This is a genomic window from Klebsiella michiganensis (genome assembly GCF_002925905.1).
Lineage (GTDB): Bacteria > Pseudomonadota > Gammaproteobacteria > Enterobacterales > Enterobacteriaceae > Klebsiella > Klebsiella michiganensis.
Map to the genome: position 1 here is coordinate 176080 of NZ_PRDB01000015.1, position 15527 is coordinate 191606.

At 61.9% G+C, this 15527-nt stretch carries 19 protein-coding genes and 3 tRNA genes; 19 read left to right on the forward strand and 3 right to left on the reverse strand.

Annotated elements, in window-relative coordinates; genetic code table 11:
• Positions 1-4: 4 nt before the first annotated feature.
• The 17 genes from CDA56_RS25010 to cobT all read left to right on the forward strand — a co-directional run bounded on the left by CDA56_RS25010 (position 5) and on the right by cobT (position 13449).
• Positions 5-637, forward strand: a complete 633-nt coding sequence (locus CDA56_RS25010) for a cobalt-precorrin-8 methylmutase (RefSeq protein WP_004133657.1) — start codon at positions 5-7, stop codon at positions 635-637.
• Positions 634-1773: a cobalt-precorrin-5B (C(1))-methyltransferase CbiD gene (gene cbiD / locus CDA56_RS25015; protein ID WP_032694686.1), complete on the forward strand. Its 1140-nt coding sequence runs from the start codon at positions 634-636 to the stop codon at positions 1771-1773. Before CDA56_RS25010 ends, cbiD begins: the two co-directional genes overlap by 4 nt.
• Positions 1767-2372, forward strand: a complete 606-nt coding sequence (locus CDA56_RS25020) for a cobalt-precorrin-7 (C(5))-methyltransferase (RefSeq protein ID WP_025107434.1) — start codon at positions 1767-1769, stop codon at positions 2370-2372. Before cbiD ends, CDA56_RS25020 begins: the two co-directional genes overlap by 7 nt.
• A complete protein-coding gene (locus tag CDA56_RS25025; RefSeq protein ID WP_102804033.1) occupies positions 2362-2931 on the forward strand; it encodes a decarboxylating cobalt-precorrin-6B (C(15))-methyltransferase in 570 nt (189 codons plus the stop codon). Before CDA56_RS25020 ends, CDA56_RS25025 begins: the two co-directional genes overlap by 11 nt.
• Entirely contained in the window at positions 2924-3697 is a 774-nt protein-coding gene (locus CDA56_RS25030; RefSeq protein ID WP_014226631.1) for a cobalt-precorrin-4 methyltransferase, read from the forward strand. Before CDA56_RS25025 ends, CDA56_RS25030 begins: the two co-directional genes overlap by 8 nt.
• The gene (gene cbiG, locus CDA56_RS25035) at positions 3678-4733 is read left to right on the forward strand and encodes a cobalt-precorrin 5A hydrolase (protein ID WP_025107436.1); all 1056 of its coding nucleotides are present in this window, start codon (positions 3678-3680) and stop codon (positions 4731-4733) included. Before CDA56_RS25030 ends, cbiG begins: the two co-directional genes overlap by 20 nt.
• Positions 4733-5458: a precorrin-3B C(17)-methyltransferase gene (locus tag CDA56_RS25040; RefSeq protein WP_004105101.1), complete on the forward strand. Its 726-nt coding sequence runs from the start codon at positions 4733-4735 to the stop codon at positions 5456-5458. The genes cbiG and CDA56_RS25040 overlap by 1 nt, the downstream gene beginning before the upstream one ends.
• Positions 5455-6240, forward strand: a complete 786-nt coding sequence (locus CDA56_RS25045; RefSeq protein ID WP_025107437.1) for a cobalt-precorrin-6A reductase — start codon at positions 5455-5457, stop codon at positions 6238-6240. The genes CDA56_RS25040 and CDA56_RS25045 overlap by 4 nt, the downstream gene beginning before the upstream one ends.
• A 10-nt stretch (positions 6241-6250) precedes the next feature.
• On the forward strand, positions 6251-7045 hold the full coding sequence (cbiK, locus tag CDA56_RS25050; RefSeq protein WP_032751063.1) for a sirohydrochlorin cobaltochelatase: 795 nt from the start codon (positions 6251-6253) through the stop codon (positions 7043-7045).
• Positions 7042-7755: a cobalt-factor II C(20)-methyltransferase gene (locus CDA56_RS25055; RefSeq protein WP_014839398.1), complete on the forward strand. Its 714-nt coding sequence runs from the start codon at positions 7042-7044 to the stop codon at positions 7753-7755. Before cbiK ends, CDA56_RS25055 begins: the two co-directional genes overlap by 4 nt.
• Complete coding sequence (gene cbiM, locus CDA56_RS25060) at positions 7752-8489, forward strand: cobalt ECF transporter S component CbiM (protein ID WP_004124457.1); 738 nt, start codon at positions 7752-7754, stop codon at positions 8487-8489. Before CDA56_RS25055 ends, cbiM begins: the two co-directional genes overlap by 4 nt.
• A gap of 1 nt (position 8490) precedes the next feature.
• Positions 8491-8772 (forward strand): energy-coupling factor ABC transporter substrate-binding protein, encoded by a 282-nt coding sequence (locus CDA56_RS25065; protein WP_004133685.1) that lies wholly within the window; start codon positions 8491-8493, stop codon positions 8770-8772.
• Entirely contained in the window at positions 8759-9436 is a 678-nt protein-coding gene (locus CDA56_RS25070) for an energy-coupling factor ABC transporter transmembrane protein (RefSeq protein ID WP_014839396.1), read from the forward strand. The genes CDA56_RS25065 and CDA56_RS25070 overlap by 14 nt, the downstream gene beginning before the upstream one ends.
• 8 nt (positions 9437-9444) lie before the next feature.
• Entirely contained in the window at positions 9445-10260 is an 816-nt protein-coding gene (locus tag CDA56_RS25075; RefSeq protein WP_038424903.1) for an energy-coupling factor ABC transporter ATP-binding protein, read from the forward strand.
• Entirely contained in the window at positions 10257-11780 is a 1524-nt protein-coding gene (locus CDA56_RS25080; RefSeq protein WP_049103275.1) for a cobyric acid synthase, read from the forward strand. Before CDA56_RS25075 ends, CDA56_RS25080 begins: the two co-directional genes overlap by 4 nt.
• Complete coding sequence (gene cobU, locus CDA56_RS25085) at positions 11774-12319, forward strand: bifunctional adenosylcobinamide kinase/adenosylcobinamide-phosphate guanylyltransferase (RefSeq protein ID WP_004853703.1); 546 nt, start codon at positions 11774-11776, stop codon at positions 12317-12319. The genes CDA56_RS25080 and cobU overlap by 7 nt, the downstream gene beginning before the upstream one ends.
• Positions 12320-12393: 74 nt before the next feature.
• Entirely contained in the window at positions 12394-13449 is a 1056-nt protein-coding gene (gene cobT, locus CDA56_RS25090) for a nicotinate-nucleotide--dimethylbenzimidazole phosphoribosyltransferase (RefSeq protein ID WP_004853701.1), read from the forward strand.
• A 99-nt stretch (positions 13450-13548) separates the two neighbouring features.
• Here the strand turns inward: cobT and CDA56_RS25095 are convergent.
• The 3 genes from CDA56_RS25095 to CDA56_RS25105 form a co-directional block, all read right to left on the reverse strand.
• Positions 13549-13625, reverse strand: a tRNA-Met gene (locus CDA56_RS25095).
• Positions 13626-13669: 44 nt separating this feature from the next.
• Positions 13670-13746 (reverse strand) — tRNA-Met (locus tag CDA56_RS25100).
• A gap of 47 nt (positions 13747-13793) precedes the next feature.
• Positions 13794-13870: transfer RNA gene (locus tag CDA56_RS25105), tRNA-Met, on the reverse strand.
• A gap of 211 nt (positions 13871-14081) precedes the next feature.
• Here CDA56_RS25105 and mltA point away from each other — a divergent pair.
• Positions 14082-15179 (forward strand): murein transglycosylase A, encoded by a 1098-nt coding sequence (gene mltA, locus CDA56_RS25115; RefSeq protein ID WP_004124438.1) that lies wholly within the window; start codon positions 14082-14084, stop codon positions 15177-15179.
• Between the two features lie 114 nt (positions 15180-15293).
• Positions 15294-15527: ThiF family adenylyltransferase (locus CDA56_RS25120; RefSeq protein ID WP_180343613.1), on the forward strand; the 234-nt coding region annotated here is incomplete at its 3' end.

Here is a 15527-nt window from a genome sequence, read left to right on the forward strand (position 1 = left end):
ATGAATGCACTATATCCAGCAACCGCAGGCGATTGAGGCGAAAAGCTTCGACATTATTGGCGACATTATTGCGCAGACCCGCCCGGACTACCGCTTTGCCAGCCCGCTGCACGAAGCCATTATCAAGCGGGTGATCCACACCACCGCTGATTTTGACTGGCTGGATATCCTGTGGTTTTCGCCCGACGTGCTTCCGCGCTTGAGCGCCGCCCTGAGCCAGCCCTGCACGCTTTATACCGATACCACCATGGCCCTGTCCGGGATCAATAAAACCCTGCTGGCGAAATTCGGCGGCGAGTGCCGCTGCTATATCAGCGATCCGCGGGTGGTGGCGGAGGCCAAAGCGCAGGGGATGACCCGCTCGATGGCGGCGGTTGATATCGCGGTCGCCGAAGAGGGCGAGAAGGTGTTTGTTTTCGGCAATGCGCCCACCGCGCTGTTTCGTCTGCTGGAGCATGACGTCGCGGTCAACGGCGTGATTGGCGTGCCGGTCGGTTTCGTCGGCGCGGCGGAGTCGAAAGAGGCCCTGACGCAGAGCGGCCTGCCGGGCATCGCCGCGCTGGGTCGTAAAGGCGGCAGCAACGTCGCCGCCGCCATCGTCAACGCCATTTTGTACCACTTACAGGGGGCGCGATGAGCGAGCAATCCTTTGACGCCCCGGTATGGCACAACGGCAAGGCGCTGCGCAAAGGCTATACCACCGGATCCTGCGCCACGGCGGCAGCAAAGGTCGCGGCGCTGATGGTGATGCGTCAGCATCTGATTCATCAGGTCTCCATTGTCACCCCTTCCGGCGTCACTCTGTGCCTTAACGTCGAGTCGCCGCACGTTGAAGGGCAGCAGGCGATCGCCGCCATCCGTAAAGACGGCGGCGATGATGTTGATGCCACCCACGGGATGCTGATTTTCGCCCGCGTGACGCTCGACGATTCCGGCGAGATTACCCTGCGCGGCGGCGAAGGCGTCGGCACGGTCACCCGCAAAGGGATCGGCCTGCCCATCGGCAGCCCGGCGATTAACCGCACCCCGCGCCACACCATCGAGTCGGCGGTGCGCGAAGCGATTGGCCCGTCGCGCGGGGCGACGGTAGAGATTTTCGCCCCGGAAGGCGAGGCGCGGGCGCAGAAAACCTATAACTCGCGGCTGGGGATTCTGGGCGGCATCTCGATTATCGGCACCACCGGTATCGTGACGCCGATGTCGGAGGAGAGCTGGAAGCGTTCGCTATCGCTGGAGCTGGAAATTAAGCGCGCGGCGGGGCTGGAGCGGGTAGTGCTGGTGCCGGGCAACCACGGCGAGCGCTTCGTACGCGAGCAGATGGGCATCGACTCGCAGGTGGTGGTCACCATGAGCAACTTCGTCGGCTACATGATTGAAGAGGCCGTGCGCCTGGGGTTCCGCCAGATCGTGCTGATTGGCCATCCCGGCAAGCTGATTAAAGTCGCCGCCGGGATCTTCCACACCCACAGCCATATCGCCGATGCGCGGATGGAAACCCTGGTCGCGCATCTGGCGCTGCTGGGCGCGCCGCTGGCGCTGCTGCAGCTGGTGAGCGAATGCGATACCACCGAAGCGGCGATGGAGCACATCGACGCGTACGGTTTTCAGCATATCTATCACCATCTTGCCGAACGCATCTGCCTGCGGGTGATGCAGATGCTGCGCTTTACCAAAACGCCGCCCGTCTGCGACGCCATCATGTTCTCCTTTGATAACAAGGTCCTCGGCAGCAATCGCCCGATCGTCGAGATTGCGCGGGAGATGTCATGTTAACGGTCGTCGGCATGGGCCCGTCAGGCCTGCATCTGATGACGCCGGCGGCGCGGGACGCGGTCGCCAGCGCGGACGCGCTGGTGGGCGGCAAGCGGCATTTACAGCAGTTCCCAGAGTTTGACGGCGAACGGTTTGCGCTGGGCGCCAATATTGCCGAACTGCTGGTATGGCTCGGCGAACGCGAAGCGCAGAAGGTGGTGGTGCTGGCCTCCGGCGACCCGCTGTTTTACGGCATCGGTACGCGGCTGATAGCCCACTTTGGCATCGAGCGCGTGCGCATTATCCCCGGCATCAGCGCGGTGCAGTATCTCTGCGCGAAGGCCGGTATCGATATGAACGATATCTGGCTGACCAGCAGCCACGGGCGGGACGTCTGTTTTGATGAGCTGGCTCGCCAGCGCAAGGTGGCGATGGTGACCGACGGGCGCTGCGGGCCGCGGGAAATCGCCGCCCAGCTGGCGGCGCGGGGTAAAGGGTATCGCTGGATGGTGATTGGCGAAAATCTGGCGATGGATAACGAGCGGATCCGCTGGCTACCGGTCAGTGAGGTCGACGGCGAATATGAGATGAACGCGGTGGTGATCCTCGATGAAAGATGAGCTTTTTCTGCGCGGCGAGAAGGTGCCGATGACCAAAGAGGCGGTTCGCGCGCTGGCGCTGGCCAAACTTGAGCTACACCGGGCAAGCCACCTGATTGATATCGGCGCCGGTACCGGCAGCGTGTCGATTGAGGCGGCGCTGCAGTACCCCTCGCTGCAGGTAACGGCGGTCGAACGCAATCCCGCGGCCCTGCAGCTGCTGGACGAAAACCGCCAGCATTTCGCCTGCGGCAACATTGAGATCCTGCCCGGCGAAGCGCCGATGGTGATCACCGAGCGGGCCGACGCCATTTTTATGGGCGGCAGCGGCGGCCGCCTCGACGAACTGATTGACTGGTCGTGGCAGCAGCTCTACCCCGGCGGTCGCCTGGTGATGACCTTTATCCTGCAGGAGAACCTGAACGCGGCTCTCGACTATCTGCAGCTGCGGGGGATTACGCAGATTGATTGCCTGCAGCTGAACGTTTCATCGCTGACCGGGCTGGGCAGCGGCCACTATTTCAAACCGAATAATCCCGTTTTTGTTATCGCCTGTCAGAAGGAAGAAAACCATGGCTGAGACATTTGACCCCCGTTGTGTGTGGTTCGTTGGCGCAGGGCCGGGCGACCGTGAGCTGATTACCCTCAAGGGCTACCGCTTGCTCCAGCAGGCCCAGGTGGTGATCTACGCCGGGTCGCTGATAAACACCGCGCTGCTGGAGTACTGTCCGCCCGGCGCCGAGTGTCACGACAGCGCCGAACTGCATCTGGCGCAAATTCTCGACCTGATGGAAGCCGGCGTTAAAGCCGGGAAAACGGTGGTGCGTTTACAGACCGGGGACGTGTCGCTGTATGGCTCGGTCCGCGAGCAGGGCGAAGAGCTGACCAAACGCGGCATCGACTGGCAGGTGGTGCCGGGCGTCAGCGCGTTTCTGGGCGCCGCGGCGGAGCTTGGCGTCGAATACACCGTCCCGGAAGTCTCCCAGAGCCTGATTATTACCCGCCTCGAAGGGCGCACGCCGGTGCCGGAGCGCGAGCAGCTTGAGTCGTTTGCCAGCCACCAGACCTCGATGGCGATTTACCTTTCCGTACAGCGCATTCACCGGGTGGCGGAGCGCCTGATGGAAGGCGGCTACCCGGCAACCACGCCGGTGGCCGTGATCTACAAAGCGACCTGGCCGGAAAGCCAGACCGTACGCGGTACCCTGGCGGATATCGGCGACAAGGTACGCGAGGCGGGGATCCGCAAAACGGCGCTCATTCTGGTCGGGAATTTCCTGGGCTCTGAGTATCACTACTCAAAACTCTACGCGGCGGACTTTAGCCATGAATACCGTAAAGCCTGAATCAATCGCGCTTTTCTGCCTGACCCCTGGCGGCGTGCGGCTGGCGAAACGGCTGGCGGCGATGCTGCCGTTAACCTGCTTTACCAGCGAGAAGCTGCTGGAAGAGGGGTTTCTCCCCTTTGAAAACGGTTTTGCCAGCGCCGCGCGCGAGGCCTTCAGCAGCTATTCGGCGCTGATTTTCATCGGTGCCACCGGGATCGCGGTACGCGTACTGGCCCCGCTGGTGAATGACAAGTTCAGCGACCCGGCGGTGGTGGTGATTGACGAGCGCGGCCAGCACGTTATTAGCCTGCTTTCCGGCCACGCGGGGGGCGCGAATGCCCTCAGCCGCTATCTGGCCGGGATGCTCGGCGCCGACCCGGTGATCACCACCGCCACCGACGTCAACGAGATGGCGGCGCTGGATACCCTGGCATTCCAGCTTAATGCCCGGATGAGCGATTTCCGCGCGGCGGTGAAAACCGTCAACCAGATGCTGGTCAGCCAGCAGCGCGTCGGCCTGTGGTGGGACGACGAGTTGGATGAAGACGTCAGCCGCTGCGACCGGCGGGGATTTATCACCGTGACCGATCTGCACCAGCTTCCCGAGCTGGACGCGCTGGTCTGCGTCACGCTGCGCAACGAGCTGCCGGCCATCGCCGTGCTGCACTGGAAGCTGGTGCCGCAGCGGGTGGTCGCCGGAATTGGCTGCCGTCGCGATACGCCATTCCCGCTGTTAGCAGCGCTGCTGGCGCGCCAGCTTGAGGCGCAGCGCCTGGATCCGCTGGCGCTGAAAGCCATCGGCAGCGTGACGCTGAAGAAGCACGAGCAGGGGCTGATTCAGCTGGCCTCCTGCTGTCGCGTACCGTTCGAAACCTTTCCCGCTGATGCGCTGCGCGAGCATGAGCACCATTTCCCCGCCTCATCGTTCGTCAGAAAAACCGTCGGCGTGGGGAGCGTATCCGGCCCGGCGGCCTGGCTGCTGAGCCATGGGCAACTGTTGGGCGAAACCCTGCGCGAACAGGGCGTCACTATCACTTTGGGAGTTTCACACTGATGTTAAGCGTAATCGGAATCGGCCCTGGCTCGCAGTCCATGATGACCATGGAGGCCATTGAAGCGCTGCAGGCGGCGGAAATCGTCGTTGGCTATAAAACCTACACGCACCTGGTGAAAGCCTTTACCGGCGATAAGCAGGTGATCAAAACCGGGATGTGCAAAGAGATTGAGCGCTGCCAGGCGGCGATTGAGCTGGCGCAGGCCGGGCATAACGTGGCGCTGATCAGCAGCGGCGACGCCGGTATTTACGGCATGGCCGGACTGGTGCTTGAGCTGGTCAGCAAGCAGAAGCTGGATGTGGAAGTCCGCCTGATCCCGGGGATGACCGCCAGCATCGCCGCCGCCTCGCTGCTGGGCGCGCCGCTGATGCACGACTTCTGCCATATCAGCCTCAGCGACCTGCTGACACCGTGGCCGGTGATTGAAAAGCGTATTGTCGCCGCCGGGGAAGCCGACTTCGTGATCTGTTTTTACAATCCGCGCAGCCGCGGCCGCGAGGGCCATCTGGCGCGCGCCTTTGAGCTGCTGTCGGCCAGCAAAAGCGCGCAGACTCCGGTGGGGGTCGTGAAGTCCGCCGGACGTAAAAAACAGGAGAAATGGCTGACCACCCTGGGGGAGATGGATTTTGCACCGGTCGATATGACCAGCCTGGTGATCGTTGGCAACAAAGCGACGTATATCCAGGATGGCCTGATGATCACCCCACGAGGCTACGTGCTGTGAGCCACGGCGAGGTGCTGGTGATGGGCGGAACCAGCGACGCGCGGGCGCTGTGCCAGCAGCTTGACGCGGCGCAGGTTAAATACACCCTGTCGGTGGCGACGCCCACCGGCCAGCAGCTGGCGGGAGACATTCGCGGCCAGGTGCGCTGCGGGCGTCTCGAGCTGGAGGAGATGATCGCCTGGCTGAAGGCTAACCGGACCCGCTGGGTGATCGATGCTTCGCACCCCTATGCCGAAGCGGTGAGCCGCAATATCGTCCGGGCCTGCGAAACCGCCGGCGTGCTGCTGAGCCGCTATCAGCGCCCTGAACAGCTGAGCGGCCTGACGCATCCGCTGCTCTATACCGTGGAGAGCATTGAACAGGCCTGCGAGGTGGCGCGGCGCTTCGGCCAGCGCGTGCTGCTCACCACCGGAAGCAAAGATCTGGCGCGCTGGCGGGCGGGATTAGGCGAAAAAACGCTGCTGGCCCGGGTGTTGCCGGTCGCCGATGTCATCGCCCAGTGCGCCGGACTGGGGTTCGGCGTTGGCGAGATCTTCGCCCTGTGCGGGCCGTTCAGCGCCGAGTTCAACGCCGCTTTCTACCGCCAGTGCCGGGCCGATGTGGTGATCACTAAGGCCTCCGGCGCCGAAGGCGGCTATCAGGAAAAAGTACAACCCTGTCTGGATGCCGGTATCCCCTGCATCGTGATTACGCGCCCGGCACCGCTGGTGACCGGTGAAGAATTACTGGAAAGTCAGGCTGCCTTTGCCCGGCGCTTAGCGCGCTGGCTGGCCGCTGCTTAAGGAGTCCGAAATGAAAAAAGCGCTTCTGGTGGTCAGTTTTGGCACCAGCTATCCCGACACCTGTGAAAAGAATATCGTCGCCTGCGAGCGCGAGCTGGCGGCCAGCTGCCCGGACCGCGACACCTTTCGCGCCTTCACCTCCGGGATGATTATCCGCAAGCTCAAGCAGCGCGACGGTATCGAGATTGATACGCCGCTGCAGGCGTTGCAGAAGCTGGCCGAGCAGGGCTACCAGGATGTGGCGATTCAGTCGCTGCACATTATCAACGGCGATGAATATGAAAAGATCGTCCGTGAAGTGCAAAGCCTGCGCCCGCTGTTCCTCCGCCTGACGCTGGGGGCGCCGCTGCTGAGCAGCCATAATGATTATGTCCAGCTGATGCAGGCGCTGCGCCAGCAGATGCCGCCGCTTGCCGCCGATGAAACGGTGGTCTTTATGGGCCACGGCGCCAGCCATCACGCTTTCGCCGCCTACGCCTGTCTGGACCATATGATGACGGCGAAGGGGTTTCCGGCGCGGGTCGGCGCGGTCGAGAGCTATCCGGAAGTCGATATTCTTATCGACAGCCTGCGCCGGCAGGGGGTGAAGGGCGTGCACCTGATGCCGCTGATGCTGGTGGCCGGCGATCACGCCATTAACGATATGGCCTCGGACGAAGAGGACTCCTGGAAAACGCTGTTCAACGCCGCCGGTATCACGGCGACGCCGTGGCTGAACGGGCTGGGAGAGAATCCGGCGGTGCGCGCAATGTTCGTCGCTCACCTGCAGCAGGCGCTGAGCCTGGCGATGGAGGAGGCGGCATGAGCGGCAAACTGTATGCCCTGAGTACCGGCCCTGGCGCCGCCGACCTGATCACCGTGCGCGCGGCGCGGGTGCTGGGCAAGCTGGACATTCTCTACGCCCCCGCCGGACGTAAAGGCGGCGACAGCCTCGCGCTCTCCATCGTGCGGGAGTATATCGGCGAACGGACCGAAGTGCGCTGCTGCCATTTCCCGATGAGCGCCGACAGCGCGGAAAAAGAGGCGGTATGGGATGAGGTCGCCGCCGCGCTGGTGCAGGAAGTGGAGGCGGGCAAGCAGGTCGGGTTTATTACCCTCGGCGACGCCATGCTGTTCAGCACCTGGGTGTTCTTACTCCAGCGTATCGGCAGCCCGGAGTGGCTGGAGATTGTTCCCGGCGTCACCTCTTTCGCCGCCATTGCCGCGCGTTCGCAAACGCCGCTGGCCATGGAGCAGCAGTCGCTGGCGGTGATCTCCTGCACCGCGCCGGAAACGGAAATCGAGCAGGCGCTGCGCCAGCATGAAAGCCTGGTGCTGATGAAAGTGTACGGGCGGTTTCCCCGCATCAAAGCGCTGCTGGCGAAAAACGGTCTGCTGGATGCCGCGCTGATGATGTCCGAAGCCACGCTGCCGGGCGAGCAGTGCTGGCGCCATCTCCGTGACGTCAGCGACGACCAGCCGCTGCCCTATTTCTCGACCATTCTGGTCAATAAACAGTGGGAGTATGCAGAATGAAACTTGAACAACAGCTAAAACAGCTGTCTTTCAGCGGGTTAGCTGCGGCGCTATTGCTGATAGTGGTACCCGAAAAGGCTTTCGCGATGCACATTATGGAGGGGTTTTTACCGCCGATGTGGGCCCTGGCATGGTGGCTGCTGTTTTTACCCTGCCTGTGGTACGGGCTGGTGCGCCTGCGCCGCATCGTGCAGGAGGATAACAACCAGAAGGTGCTGCTGGCGCTGTGCGGGGCGTTTATTTTTGTCCTCTCGGCGCTGAAAATTCCTTCCGTGACCGGCAGCTGTTCGCACCCGACCGGCGTCGGCCTGGCGGTGATTCTCTTCGGGCCTGGCGTGGTGGCGATCCTTGGCGCCATCGTGCTGCTGTTCCAGGCACTGCTGCTGGCGCACGGCGGGCTGACGACGCTCGGCGCGAACGGGATGTCGATGGCGGTAATCGGGCCGGTGGTCGGCTATATGGTGTGGAAAATGGCCTGCCGCGCGGGCATTCGCCGCGATGTCGGGGTGTTTCTCTGCGCGATGCTGGCGGATCTGGTGACCTACTTTGTCACCTCCGTACAGCTCGGCGTGGCCTTCCCGGATCCGACCGCCGGCGCGACCGGATCGATCGTCAAGTTTATGGGGATCTTCTGCCTGACCCAGATCCCGATCGCCATTGCTGAAGGACTGTTAACCGTCATGATCTACGACCAGTTGACCAAACGTCAGCTGATTACCGCACAGGGGCATTAACATGAAAAAGACGCTGATATTGTTAGCCATGGTGGTGGCGCTGGTGATCCTGCCGTTCTTTGTCGATCACGGCGGCGAGTTTGGCGGTTCGGATGGCGAGGCGGAGAGCCAGATTCAGGTGGTCGCGCCGCACTATGAGCCGTGGTTCCAGCCGCTGTACGAACCGGCGAGTGGAGAAATTGAGAGCCTGCTGTTTACGCTCCAGGGCTCCCTCGGCGCGGCGGTGATTTTCTATATTCTGGGCTACAGCAAAGGCAGACAGCGCCGTGATGACCGGGTTTGACCGACTCAGCTATCAGAGCCGCTGGTTTCACGTCGCGCCGGAGCGCAAGTTCCTGTTCTGGCTGCTGCTGATGGTGCTGGCCTTTACCCTGCCTCCGCTGGGGCAGGGTATCGAAATGGCGCTGATTGCCGCCTTAACCTGCTGGCTGCTGCGGGTCTCGCCGTGGCGCTGGTGCCGCTGGATGGCGCTGCCGTTTGGCTTCCTGCTGATCGGCGTGCTGACCATTCTGTTTAGCGTCAGCCGCAATCCGCAGGATCTGCTGGTGAGCCTGCCGCTGGGCAGCGTCTGGCTGGGCATTACGTCGGAAGGGCTGACGACCGCCAATCAGACCTTCTGGCGCAGCCTGGCGGCGCTGGCGTCCACCTTCTGGCTGGTGCTGAATCTGCCGTTCCCGCAGCTTATTGTGCTGCTCAAGCGCGGGCGGGTGCCGCGGCTGCTGACCGAGCAAATCCTGCTGACCTGGCGCTTTATTTTTATTCTGTTAGACGAAGCGCTGGCGATTCATCGTGCGCAAACATTACGTTTTGGCTACCGTAGCGTGCCGAAGGGCTATCGTTCGCTGGCGATGCTGGTAGGGCTGCTGTTTACCCGGGTGATGATCCGCTACCAGCAGATGAGCACCACGCTGGATATCAAACTGTATCAGGGTGACTTTCACCTCTAAGGATAAGTATGCTTGCCACGACCGATCTCTGGTTTCGCTATCAGGACGAGCCGGTGCTGAAGGGGCTGACGCTGGATTTTTCCCGTCACGCGGTGACCGGACTGGTGGGGGCGAACGGCTGCGGAAAATCCACGCTGTTTATGAACCTGAGCGGTCTGCTGCGCCCGCAGAGCGGGGCGGTGCTGTGGCAGGGAAAACCGCTGGAATACAGCAAACGCGGCCTGCTGGCGCTGCGTCAGCAGGTGGCGACCGTTTTCCAGGACCCGGACCAGCAGATTTTCTATACCGATATCGACAGCGATATCGCCTTTAGCCTGCGTAACCTGGGGGTTGCGGAAGAGGAAATTGCCCGCCGGGTGGACGATGCCCTGACTCTCGTCGATGCCCAGGGGTTTCGTCACCAGCCGATTCAGTGCCTGAGCCACGGGCAGAAAAAGCGCGTGGCGATAGCCGGCGCGCTGGTGCTGCAGGCGCGCTATTTACTGCTCGACGAGCCGACGGCGGGGCTCGATCCCTCGGGGCGCGCGCAGATGATCGACATCATTAAGCGTATTGCCGATCGGGGCAACCACGTGGCGATCTCCAGCCACGACATCGATCTGATCTATGAAATCAGCGATGCGGTTTACGTGTTACGCCGCGGCGAAGTGCTGGCGCACGGCGAACCCGGGGAGGTGTTTGCCCGCAGCGAACTGATGGCCCAGGCCGGGCTAACCCAGCCGTGGCTGGTGAAACTGCACGCGCAGCTCGGGCTGCCGCTGTGTAAAACCGAAGAAGAATTTTTTACGCGGATGCGAAACAACGCGATGAAGGAGGCGTCATGACGCTGGCAATTATGTTACAGGGCACCGCTTCCGACGTCGGCAAAAGCGTGCTGGTCGCGGGGCTGTGCCGCATCTTTTATCAGGACGGGCAGCGCACCGCGCCGTTTAAATCGCAGAATATGGCGCTTAATTCCGGTATCACGCCGGATGGCAAAGAGATGGGCCGCGCGCAGATTTTCCAGGCCGAAGCGGCGGGCATTACCCCGGATGTGCGCATGAACCCGGTGCTGCTTAAGCCAACCAGCGACCGTAAAGCGCAGGTGGTGCTGATGGGCAAAGTGGCGACCGATATGGACGCGGTGAGCTATCACGAATACAAGCCGCGCCTGCGCGAACAGATCCTCGCGGTTTATAACAGCCTGGCCGCCGAACATGATGTGCTGGTGCTGGAAGGGGCGGGCAGTCCGGCGGAGATCAACCTGCGCGATCGCGACATCGTCAATATGGGCATGGCCGAGATGGCCCAGTGCCCGGTGATCCTCGTGGCGGATATCGATCGCGGCGGCGTATTCGCCTCCATCTACGGCACGCTCGCGCTGCTGCACGATCGCGAGCGCGCGCGGGTCAAAGGGGTGATTATCAATAAATTTCGCGGCGACGTGGCGCTGCTCTACTCCGGGATCGAGCAGATAGAAGCGCTCACCGGCGTCCCGGTGCTCGGCGTCATGCCGTGGCTGGACGTCGATCTTGAAGATGAGGACGGCGTCGCGCTGCAAAAAGGGAAATATCTGCGTACCGACAGGCGTGATATTGAGATTGCCGTGATTCAGGTGCCGCACATCGCTAATTTTACCGATTTCAACGCGCTGGCGGCGCAGCCGGACGTCCGCGTCCGCTATGTTCGCCAGCCCCAGGAGCTGGCGGGCGTGGATATGATTATCCTGCCGGGCAGTAAAAATACGCTCGGCGACCTGGGCTGGCTGCGCGAGAGCGGCATGGCGCACGCGATACTGCAGGCCCGGCGTCAGGGCGTACCGGTGCTGGGGATCTGCGGCGGCTACCAGATGCTCGGCGAAACCATAATCGATGAGGTGGAGTCGGGGCTTGGCACCCAGCCGGGGCTGGGGTTGCTCAATACCGTCACCCACTTTGCGCACAGCAAAACGACCACCCAGGTAACGGCGACTCTGGCTCCGGCGCTGCCGGCGTGGCTGGCGGCAACGGCGGGGCTGGCGGTAAGCGGCTACGAAATTCATATGGGCGAAACCGAGCTGCGCGACGGCTGCCGTTCTCTGATGCAATTACATAAAGGCGGCCAGAATGTGGCGGACGGCGCGGTCAGCGATGACGGCCTGGCGTTTGGCACCTATCTGCACGGCCTGTTCGATAGCGATGCATTTACCCGCGCGCTGGTTAACGGCCTGCGCCAGCGTAAAGGGCTGGCGGCGCTGGATAGCGATTTCGAGTATGCGCAGTATAAATCTCGCCAGTTCGATCTGCTGGCGGACGCGATGCGTCAGCATATTGATATCGAAAAAATCTACGCCATCATGCGCCAACATCAGGAGCCCGTATGCTGACTTTAGTGACCGGCGGGGCGCGCAGCGGTAAAAGCCGCCATGCCGAAGCGCTGATCGCCCATGCGCCGCAGGTACTCTATATCGCCACCTCGCAGATCTTTGATGACGAGATGGCGGCGAGGATCCAGCACCACCGCGACGGCAGGCCCGCGCACTGGCGCACCGCCGAGCGCTGGCAGCAGCTTGATGAACTGATCACCCCGGATATCGCCCCGGAGGAGGCGATTTTGCTGGAATGCATCACCACCATGGTAACCAACCTGCTGTTTGCGCTGGGGGGCGACAGCGCGCCGGACGACTGGGATTATGCGGCGATGGAGCGGGCGATCGACGCCGAAATCGCGGTACTGATTGCCGCCTGCCAGCGCTGCCCGGCCCGCGTGGTGCTGGTGACCAACGAAGTGGGGATGGGGATTGTGCCGGAAAACCGTCTGGCCCGCCATTTCCGCGACATCGCCGGGCGCGTCAACCAGCGCCTGGCGGCGGCGGCGGACGAGGTGTGGCTGGTGGTGTCGGGCATTGGCGTAAAAATCAAATAGGCCAGGCGCGCCGTACCGGGCGTTATTCTTCCTGCTGGCTCTGCCATGAGCCAGCCAACAAGACGAGAACCTCTATGCAAAGCTTAACCTCTCTACTGGGCGCGATCCCGGCGCCTGATGAAAGCGCGATGGCGCGCGCCCGGCTTCATATCGACGGCCTGCTGAAGCCGCCCGGAAGCCTTGGACGCCTTGAAGATCTTGCCGTACAGCTGGCGGGTATGCCCGGTCTTGACGGCGTGCCGCAGGTGAAAAAGAAGGCGCTGCTGGTGATGTGCGCCGACCACGGCGTGTGGGACGAAGGGGTCGCCATCTCGCCGAAAGCGGTGACCGCCATCCAGGCGGCGAATATGACGCTGGGGAAAACCGGCGTTTGCGTGCTGGCGGCGCAGGCGGGCGCGAAAATGCACGTGATTGATGTCGGGATCGATGCTGAGCTGATACCGGGCGTTATCAACATGCGCGTGGCGCGCGGCTGCGGCAATATCGCCGTCGGTCCGGCAATGCGCCGCGGCCAGGCGGAAGAGCTGCTGCTGGAGGTGATGCGCTATACCCGAGGGCTGGCGCAGGATGGCGTCACCCTGTTTGGCGTCGGGGAGCTCGGAATGGCCAATACCACCCCGGCGGCGGCGATTGTCAGCGTTCTGACCGGCAGCGATGCCCAGGAGGTGGTCGGGATTGGCGCTAATCTGCCGTTGGCGAAGGTCGCTAATAAAGTGGAAGTGGTGCGCCGGGCTATCGCCGTCAACCGGCCTGACCCGAACGATGGTCTCGACGTGCTGGCGAAAGTGGGCGGTTTTGATTTATTGGGGATGACGGGCGTGATGCTGGGCGCGGCCTCCTGCGGCCTGCCGGTGCTGCTCGATGGCTTCCTCTCCTACGCGGCGGCGCTGGCGGCGTGCCGAATTGCGCCGGAAGTGAAACCCTATCTGATCCCGTCGCACTATTCGGCGGAGAAGGGGGCGCGTACGGCGCTGATGCATCTCGAGCTGGAACCCTACCTGAACATGGGGATGCGCCTGGGAGAAGGCAGCGGCGCGGCGCTGGCGATGCCGATCGTGGAAGCGGCCTGCGCGATGTATCACGAGATGGGCATGCTGGCGGCGAGCAATATTGTGTTGCCGAAGGGCTGAAAAAGGGCCGGGGAGCGGCGCTTAGCCGTTCCCTGAATCAGGTATAAGATTTTGCGAATCGCAGATACAAAAAAACACCCTTGAGGGTGTTTATGATGTTGGTTGCGGGGGCCGGATTTGAACCGACGACCTTCGGGTTATGAGCCCGACGAGCTACCAGGCTGCTCCACCCCGCGTCCGTCTTTACTCTTCATCGAGTAAACTTGCATCAGATTTTAATTGGTTGCGGGGGCCGGATTTGAACCGACGACCTTCGGGTTATGAGCCCGACGAGCTACCAGGCTGCTCCACCCCGCGTCCGTCATTACTCTTCCATCGAGTAACGTTACTTCTCTGATTTTAATTGGTTGCGGGGGCCAGATTTGAACTGACGACCTTCGGGTTATGAGCCCGACGAGCTACCAGGCTGCTCCACCCCGCGTCCGTGGAAGCGCACTATACTCCGCTAACGTTTTGATGCAACCCTTTTTGGCAGAAATCATCAATTTTGTAAAAAATGGTGCATATAGAATCACTTCCAGCCTATTTTTTGCGCAAAACTGCCTTTGCGGTGCCGAAGCGCATTTCATTAGCCCTGGGGGTTTGTTATCTTCATCACGCACCCGGGCTTAGCAGCATAAAGAAGAGATACCATGAAAGGACGTTGGGCAAAATACGCAGTAACAGGCGCAATGCTGGCAATGCTGGCCGCCTGTTCCTCAAAACCGACCGATCGCGGTCAGCAGTATAATGAAGGTAAACTCACCCAGCCGTTTTCACTGGTTAACCAGCCTGATGCGGTCGGCTCGCCGATCAACGCCGGCGATTTCTCCGAGCAGGTGAGACAGATTCGTAGCGCCTCTCCGCGCCTCTACACCAGCCAGAGCAACGTCTACAATGCGATTCAGGAGTGGCTGCGTTCCGGCGGCGACACCCGCACGCTGAGCCAGTTTGGTATCGACGCCTGGCAGATGCAGGGGACGGATAACTACGGTAACGTCCAGTTTACCGGCTACTACACGCCGGTGGTGCAGGCGCGCCATACTCGCCAGGGCGAGTTCCAGTACCCGATTTACCGGATGCCGCCGAAGCGCGGCAAGCTGCCGTCCCGCGCCAGCATCTACGCCGGGGCCCTGAGCGACAACTACATTCTGGCCTACAGCAACTCGCTGATGGATAACTTCATCATGGACGTGCAGGGCAGCGGTTACATTGATTTTGGCGACGGCTCGCCGCTGAACTTCTTCAGCTATGCCGGGAAAAACGGCTGGCCGTACTACAGCATCGGTAAAGTGCTGATCGACCGCGGGGAAGTGAAGCGCGAAGATATGTCGATGCAGGCGATCCGCGAATGGGGCGAAAAACACAGCGAGGCGGAAGTCCGTGAGCTGCTGGAGCAGAACCCGTCGTTCGTCTTCTTTAAACCGCAGTCTTTTGCGCCGGTGAAAGGCGCCAGCGCGGTGCCGTTGATCGGCCGGGCATCGGTGGCTTCCGACCGTTCCATTGTTCCTGCCGGCACCACGCTGCTGGCGGAGGTGCCGCTGCTGGATAATAACGGCAAGTTTAACGGCCAGTACGAGCTGCGTTTAATGGTGGCTCTCGATGTGGGCGGGGCGATTAAAGGCCAGCACTTCGATATTTACCAGGGCATTGGCCCGGATGCCGGGCATCGTGCCGGCTGGTATAACCACTACGGCCGCGTATGGGTGCTGAAAAACGCCCCGGGCGCGGGCAACGTCTTTAGCGGCTAGTACGCCGGTTCTTTTCCCCGGTCGCGCTACGCTTACCGGGGCTACGGCTGATTTTGTCACCCGGGTAAGGCGCTTGCGCCGCGACCCGGGAATATCCACTAATTCTGAGGTTTTATGTCTGTTGTAATCAGCGATGCCTGGCGCCAGCGTTTTGGCGGCACGGCGCGTTTATATGGTGAAAAGGCGCTGCAATGTTTTGCCGACGCGCACGTCTGCGTGGTCGGCATCGGCGGCGTAGGCTCATGGGCGGCGGAAGCGCTGGCGAGAACCGGAATTGGCGCGATTACCCTGATCGATATGGATGATGTCTGCGTGACCAACACCAATCGCCAGATCCACGCCCTTGGC

Coding starts and splice junctions, on each gene's coding strand:
- mltA (WP_004124438.1), top strand. CDS start 14,082: ATGAAAGGACGTTGGGCAAAATACGCAGTAACAGGCGCAATGCTGGCA.
- cbiM (WP_004124457.1), top strand. CDS start 7,752: ATGAAACTTGAACAACAGCTAAAACAGCTGTCTTTCAGCGGGTTAGCT.
- CDA56_RS25080 (WP_049103275.1), top strand. CDS start 10,257: ATGACGCTGGCAATTATGTTACAGGGCACCGCTTCCGACGTCGGCAAA.
- CDA56_RS25070 (WP_014839396.1), top strand. CDS start 8,759: ATGACCGGGTTTGACCGACTCAGCTATCAGAGCCGCTGGTTTCACGTC.
- cbiG (WP_025107436.1), top strand. CDS start 3,678: ATGAATACCGTAAAGCCTGAATCAATCGCGCTTTTCTGCCTGACCCCT.
- CDA56_RS25025 (WP_102804033.1), top strand. CDS start 2,362: ATGAAAGATGAGCTTTTTCTGCGCGGCGAGAAGGTGCCGATGACCAAA.
- cobT (WP_004853701.1), top strand. CDS start 12,394: ATGCAAAGCTTAACCTCTCTACTGGGCGCGATCCCGGCGCCTGATGAA.
- CDA56_RS25040 (WP_004105101.1), top strand. CDS start 4,733: ATGTTAAGCGTAATCGGAATCGGCCCTGGCTCGCAGTCCATGATGACC.
- cbiK (WP_032751063.1), top strand. CDS start 6,251: ATGAAAAAAGCGCTTCTGGTGGTCAGTTTTGGCACCAGCTATCCCGAC.
- CDA56_RS25075 (WP_038424903.1), top strand. CDS start 9,445: ATGCTTGCCACGACCGATCTCTGGTTTCGCTATCAGGACGAGCCGGTG.
- CDA56_RS25055 (WP_014839398.1), top strand. CDS start 7,042: ATGAGCGGCAAACTGTATGCCCTGAGTACCGGCCCTGGCGCCGCCGAC.
- CDA56_RS25065 (WP_004133685.1), top strand. CDS start 8,491: ATGAAAAAGACGCTGATATTGTTAGCCATGGTGGTGGCGCTGGTGATC.
- cobU (WP_004853703.1), top strand. CDS start 11,774: ATGCTGACTTTAGTGACCGGCGGGGCGCGCAGCGGTAAAAGCCGCCAT.
- cbiD (WP_032694686.1), top strand. CDS start 634: ATGAGCGAGCAATCCTTTGACGCCCCGGTATGGCACAACGGCAAGGCG.
- CDA56_RS25030 (WP_014226631.1), top strand. CDS start 2,924: ATGGCTGAGACATTTGACCCCCGTTGTGTGTGGTTCGTTGGCGCAGGG.
- CDA56_RS25010 (WP_004133657.1), top strand. CDS start 5: ATGCACTATATCCAGCAACCGCAGGCGATTGAGGCGAAAAGCTTCGAC.
- CDA56_RS25020 (WP_025107434.1), top strand. CDS start 1,767: ATGTTAACGGTCGTCGGCATGGGCCCGTCAGGCCTGCATCTGATGACG.